We start from the raw sequence: 5,335 nt of genomic DNA, 5'->3' as shown, positions 1-5,335 counted from the left end.
CATCGAAACGATTAATGGGCAATTAAAGACCATTTCTCAAATTGAGCACTCGCGCCACCGAAGTATAAAAGGCTTTCTGTTGTGTGTTTTAGGTGGATTGATTGCTTACAGCCTTAAATTGAAAAAGTCATCACTGAAAATTTTCTACTCAGAGAAAGATATTTCAATGATGGCTTAAGCAGAATTCGGGTTATTCTATGTTATCAATTAACCCTTGTTTCTTTCTTATAAGATATAGTTTTCTTTTTATAATATTTTCTTTAACTTGATCTTGGGTAGATATTTTTATTCTGTCAAGGATATCCTTTTCTGCTTTTTTATAATCTTCATGAAGATAAAACTCGGATACCAGATCAGAGAAAAAATCACTCCAAACTATATAGTTACCTGGTATGTCTTGATCAAAAAGAAGTTTTAATGCCCTATCTTTATTATCAATAGCTTCATATTCATTAAATTCTTCAATAGAACCGGATAAAAAATACGAACTTTTAAAAAATTCAACCGGTTCCATATGAAAACTTATTGTCTCACCCATATTGAATTATCCTACAGTTTTACTCCAGAGATCAAAGATGCTTTGTCTTAATTTTTAATTTACGTCTTCCCCCTGAATATTAGTGTTATACCTATCTTTGGATTTAATAATATTGCCATTCTCCATATCTTTTTTAGCTATAATTTTGTATGTGAGTCACTTGTTTCGATATGGTATTAATTGATTGATGTAGATTTATTTTATCCAGAGCATTGCATCAGTATATTCGTGATTACCTTGATTCTTTCCCATTGTACTAACCAGTCGGCGTCGGCGTGGCATGGATATTCACCACGGTGAGAAAGAAACCAGCCGGAAGCGATCCCGGCTTTTTGTTGTTTCAGAGAAAAAACAGAATAAAGTAGCTAAAATATAGCCTATGTATATATTTATTGTGAATTTTATATTTTTCTGTATTATTATTTTGTTTATCTTCTTATTTATTTTATATTTTTATGATTTTAAATTATATATTTAATATATAAGGTTAACCCTGAAAGATATTTATTTTAAGTATAAAAATAACAAAGTCGGAAAGATCACGGGGATCTTTTCGGCTTTAATTACTATTTATAAATATCTATATTCATATTTAGATGCAATTATTTCTATATGACTATCATTGCCATTAATTAAAAAATGCTTTAAATAGAATCTATTTCTTGGGTCATATAATGATCTTTTGTTGCTCAATATATCTGAATTGGTTACTTGATAAAAACCTGAATTAGGGTGATATCCATTTTTTTCCCAAAAATCAATTCTATTTACTGTAAAATTCTGCCCCTCTATTGAATAGTTTTGATGATTCAGATCGAAGAAATTCATAGTAATACACCTGAGCTCAGCCACAGTCAAAAAGTGGATTTCTATATCACGATATGTATCACTCTTGAAATTATCAATATCTTGTACATTAAGTCTAAGTTTAACTCCACCTGATTCTGTATAAACAGTTTCAAGGTCTGTAGTTGATATTTTAAACTCTGTTTTTTCTGGCATTAACTGTATTGTCATATTATTTCCTAACTCTTTTTGCAGCCAATTGTCTTAACAAGGCCAGAGCCATCTTTAGATTCAACTATAGCGGCTAAACCACGGTTATTAAGTGTTACAGGTTTACCTGTCGCAGGATCAATCGTATATGAAATAGAAAAATGTCAGGGCTAATTTTCCCAACCTTGAATATCATTTACTACATCCAGAATAAATCTCCCTGTTATCAAAGGGTCTGCCTGACTTCCAATACTACTAAAGTCTGGAGCTATTCTATGTTGATCAAAATGAAGATCTTTAGGAAAATCTGTGATGTCACCATGTATAAATAGGTCAAAACTACTAAGTCTAAACGGATCAATCCAATTGACCGGATCATGGACATAGCCGTATTTTCTTCCATTGGTTTAACGTCATAAAAATTATTAATAGACCATCCTGATGTATTCTTAATGGCTGTAATTTACTCATTTTATTTTGCTCCAGGAACATATTTCCAGACTTGGTTTAATCATTAAAAGACAGAAAAATTGTTGGAGCTTTATCGACTTAAATTATACAGTTAAAATAATTAAAACTTTTTTAATTGTTCTCTAATTTCCATTAAGATAACGCCAAGCATATTCTTACCAGAACCATCGCCACCGTCAGCCCAATAAAAATCGTTTTTCGTATGTTCAATTAAACGAGCATTACCGGTAGATAATAATATTTCTCGTATTTCTTTGTGCTGCTTGAATTTTTCTAAAACAGCAAACTGCATAATATTGTCTTTCACTTCTTCCCAGTCTGTTCTTAATGGTTTCTTTCTGTCTTGGCCTGCGTTTGCTGCGTTTCTTGGTAAATTTAATTTGCGAATGTTTTCTCTGATATTGAAATCAAAGAATTTGTTTGCTTGAAAGTAATGTTCAACGGTAGGCCAATAAACACCATTTACCGCTAACCCGTGTTTTGAAAAATTAGAAAAGCAGCCATAAGGTTCATTAACTTTGTAGAAATAAATTGCATTATTCATGATCATATGATTTTGGTTTTCTATTATCTTTGGTGATTGTTTGATATAAAGTTAATCTGATAATGTTTTTTAGAAATAAAATATAATTGAACATCAGCTATATAATAAATATCACTTAATTTTTTTCATGCGCTTGAAAATAGGTAAATTAAGGAGTCTATATTTAATGTCAGTAATTGTATGAGAGTGATTAAATAATTCCTAATATTAATCCTAAATAAAATATTCTAAAATAGTAAATCATTTTCTGTAACCCTCGTCATATCAGGACTTGAGTGAGTTCTGGTTTGAAGCCTCGTGCCGAATGTTTCATATGGGTAACTCAGGTTTGCGTTAAAAAGCACTCAAATAAGCTAATTGTAGCTGTATTAGGGACAGCTATTTGGATAGTGAAGAGGATTAACAACCATTTCAGTGAGCAAATCTGATTGCTAGAGGTTAGGATGCAAATGATGAAATAGTAAGCTTAATTTATAGATACAAAGATAGCTAGAAAGATCTTAATAAAAAATTTCTGGCTTTATTGATTTATTTACTCTTAAATGGATAAAGTGCTTCTTTAAATACTTCCTGATATATATCTTTATCCATTTTATTTACGCTTCTCTCTTGGTCGTCATTGATTTTTTTTGTGACAAATTTTTCGTTGTCAATATTTCTCTTGCTGTAAAATGCTCTTGCTGCATTTCCAAAGCAATCAATGTCAATTAATTTATCAAGAAAACTATTAATGGAATAACTACTGGCATATTGTAGAGATTCATTTTCTTCACAAGAGAATTTAATGTACATAATAAGTTTTTTCAATGCATTAATTTCAGTCTGTGTAATAGTTATAGTTTTGCTTTTATCTTCTATATGTTCAGCTGCCATATTTACTCCTGGTATTTCTTCCCTCAATTGAGAGTCAAGTAGAACAGGGCCGGAAGATCCCGGGGATCTTTCCGGCTTTATATTTTTTAAGCTATCTTTTATTTAATTTGGATATATTCTTCTCCAATGTTCAGAATCTTCTAATTTTGACCAAGTTGCATATCTCCATTCTATTTGTCCATCTTTTAAAATCGAAATAATTTTATTTTCAAATTCAAAATTAAAGTATTTATCAGAGTCAATAGTTATATACATCACATGATAATCATCACATAAAAAATCACCTAACTGGTCAATTTTATCAACAACTTCAATATCAAACTCTTGCTGATTTGCTTTAGCAATATAACGTCCTTTAATATCTTTATAAGGCAATTCAATATTGAATGCCTTCTCTAATTTAGATATTAATTCTTCAAAAGAAATATCTTCCAGTAAAACAAAATTTAATTGCCTTGATTTTTTTGCGTACATATTTATTAACCTATTTACACTTAACCATCTGTTGAATATCGCCTTTTCTTGCAAGCTTATCTAGTTCATGAGATTTAAAAATTCTGAAGCCGAAAGGCTCGTCCCTTAATCCAGGAATTGTTGCTTTTAACTTCTTATCTATAGATGCCTCTATTTCTTTCATTCCTTCAATTTTATTAGCATCACGACGCCTATTATCAAATACTGGGTTATAAGCTAGATAATCGGATTTAATAAACGCATCCACATCAAAGCTTTTTAAATTAACAGGTCTTGCTATGCTCGGATCATGAGCCTTACTAATTCCACTCGCTGCACTACCTCGATAACCAATCTCCGCATTCGGGTCGATTTTACGTATTTCCGGTAAATGCTCACGAAGTATTGAATTGATCTTTTCCTGCGTCGCAATTAATTCTGAATTCAGCCCAAGAGGATCAACACGCCCAATCGGATTATGCACATAAGAATAGGGATTAAACCCGCCCGCAAGCCCAATTGGATCGGCACAGAGGTATTGCCCGGTCTCGTTATCGTAATACCTAAAACGATTATAGTATAGCCCGCTTTCCTTGTCTTCATACTGGCCCGCGAACCGAAGATGATACATCAAGTTCCGCCCTTTATTGAGAGTCAAGCAGAACAGGGCCGGAAGATCACAGGGATCTTTCCGACTTTATTAATTATCTATATATCATTCAATTTCAATTATTAAGTTATCAACCCATACGTCAAAGTTATTTTTAGACATTAAGAATAGAGCATCCAATAAATCAGAACACTTTATTTTTTCATAATGATTATCACTGAGATCCTTTTCAGCAAAAAAACTGATAAATAGCCTAACATATGTCAATTTATTAGCTAATATGAATTTTTGAACAGCATCGCTAAAATCTATTATTCTTTTTGTAGGTTTTTCATATTCTTTCCAATCCTCAAACTCACCGGAGAATGTTTTATCTATAAGATCAATAAAATACTCATTACTACGTTCTTTAAAGTAATCCAATTTCACGCATTGAATTTCATCATTAAATTTAACTTCAAAGCCAATATCCTCAAATAAAGACATTGATGACGGTGGATCACTTTTATCCCAATCAAATGATATTAACTGAGAACAATCAAAATTACCTTTCATTGATTATATTTTCCATTATATACATGATCATATAGCTGTTTTATATCTTTCGTAGAAGGTGATGTTACTCCACCATCACTAGTTTTTGTTCCTTGTGAGCCGTATATATCTCCAGTTTTAGGTGAAACATTTCTTACTGGCTGATGAACATGTGGACTAATACCAGCACAGGGTGGGATCTCACACTTTTAATAAGGTTATTTTGGTTAAATAAAAATCAGAACATGACTTTTTATAGGTATTTCTCTCATTAAAACGTTAAGATCTCTCTCTTCCATAAAAAAGCGATCCTAAT

At 31.5% G+C, this 5,335-nt stretch carries 7 protein-coding genes and 1 pseudogene; 1 reads left to right on the top strand and 7 read right to left on the bottom strand.

Annotated elements, in window-relative coordinates; all coding sequences use genetic code 11:
• On the top strand, positions 1 to 178 hold a 178-nt coding region (locus EAE90_RS22710), incomplete at its 5' end, for a transposase (RefSeq protein ID WP_281422390.1).
• 12 nt (positions 179 to 190) lie between these two features.
• Here the strand turns inward: EAE90_RS22710 and EAE90_RS22705 are convergent.
• From EAE90_RS22705 to EAE90_RS22675, 7 genes and pseudogenes are all read right to left on the bottom strand, one after another.
• Entirely contained in the window at positions 191 to 538 is a 348-nt protein-coding gene (locus EAE90_RS22705) for a hypothetical protein (RefSeq protein WP_214055396.1), read from the bottom strand.
• Positions 539 to 1,108: 570 nt separating this feature from the next.
• A complete protein-coding gene (locus tag EAE90_RS22700) occupies positions 1,109 to 1,555 on the bottom strand; it encodes a hypothetical protein (RefSeq protein WP_214055395.1) in 447 nt (148 codons plus the stop codon).
• Between the two features lie 550 nt (positions 1,556 to 2,105).
• Complete coding sequence (ybiA, locus tag EAE90_RS22695; RefSeq protein ID WP_422616013.1) at positions 2,106 to 2,549, bottom strand: riboflavin biosynthesis intermediates N-glycosidase; 444 nt, start codon at positions 2,547 to 2,549, stop codon at positions 2,106 to 2,108.
• Positions 2,550 to 3,077: 528 nt separating this feature from the next.
• The gene (locus EAE90_RS22690; RefSeq protein ID WP_214055393.1) at positions 3,078 to 3,422 is read right to left on the bottom strand and encodes a hypothetical protein; all 345 of its coding nucleotides are present in this window, start codon (positions 3,420 to 3,422) and stop codon (positions 3,078 to 3,080) included.
• A gap of 102 nt (positions 3,423 to 3,524) precedes the next feature.
• Complete coding sequence (locus tag EAE90_RS22685) at positions 3,525 to 3,896, bottom strand: hypothetical protein (protein WP_214055392.1); 372 nt, start codon at positions 3,894 to 3,896, stop codon at positions 3,525 to 3,527.
• Positions 3,897 to 3,906: 10 nt separating this feature from the next.
• Positions 3,907 to 4,500: pseudogene (locus EAE90_RS24085) on the bottom strand (RHS repeat-associated core domain-containing protein); the annotation flags it as partial.
• A gap of 90 nt (positions 4,501 to 4,590) precedes the next feature.
• Entirely contained in the window at positions 4,591 to 5,040 is a 450-nt protein-coding gene (locus EAE90_RS22675; RefSeq protein WP_214055391.1) for a hypothetical protein, read from the bottom strand.
• Between the last annotated feature and the right edge of the window lie 295 nt (positions 5,041 to 5,335).

It is taken from the genome of Photorhabdus caribbeanensis, assembly GCF_018448885.1.
Classification (GTDB): Bacteria; Pseudomonadota; Gammaproteobacteria; order Enterobacterales; family Enterobacteriaceae; genus Photorhabdus; species Photorhabdus caribbeanensis.
Note: the sequence above shows the minus strand (reverse complement) of the source record. Positions and strands in the feature narration are given on the sequence as shown.

What these genes read in the sequence shown, in the direction of transcription:
- EAE90_RS22700 (WP_214055395.1), bottom strand. Translation starts at nt 1,555, where the DNA reads ATGACAATACAGTTAATGCCAGAAAAAACAGAGTTTAAAATATCAACT.
- EAE90_RS22675 (WP_214055391.1), bottom strand. Translation starts at nt 5,040, where the DNA reads ATGAAAGGTAATTTTGATTGTTCTCAGTTAATATCATTTGATTGGGAT.
- ybiA (WP_422616013.1), bottom strand. Translation starts at nt 2,549, where the DNA reads ATGAATAATGCAATTTATTTCTACAAAGTTAATGAACCTTATGGCTGC.
- EAE90_RS22685 (WP_214055392.1), bottom strand. Translation starts at nt 3,896, where the DNA reads ATGTACGCAAAAAAATCAAGGCAATTAAATTTTGTTTTACTGGAAGAT.
- EAE90_RS22705 (WP_214055396.1), bottom strand. Translation starts at nt 538, where the DNA reads ATGGGTGAGACAATAAGTTTTCATATGGAACCGGTTGAATTTTTTAAA.
- EAE90_RS22690 (WP_214055393.1), bottom strand. Translation starts at nt 3,422, where the DNA reads ATGGCAGCTGAACATATAGAAGATAAAAGCAAAACTATAACTATTACA.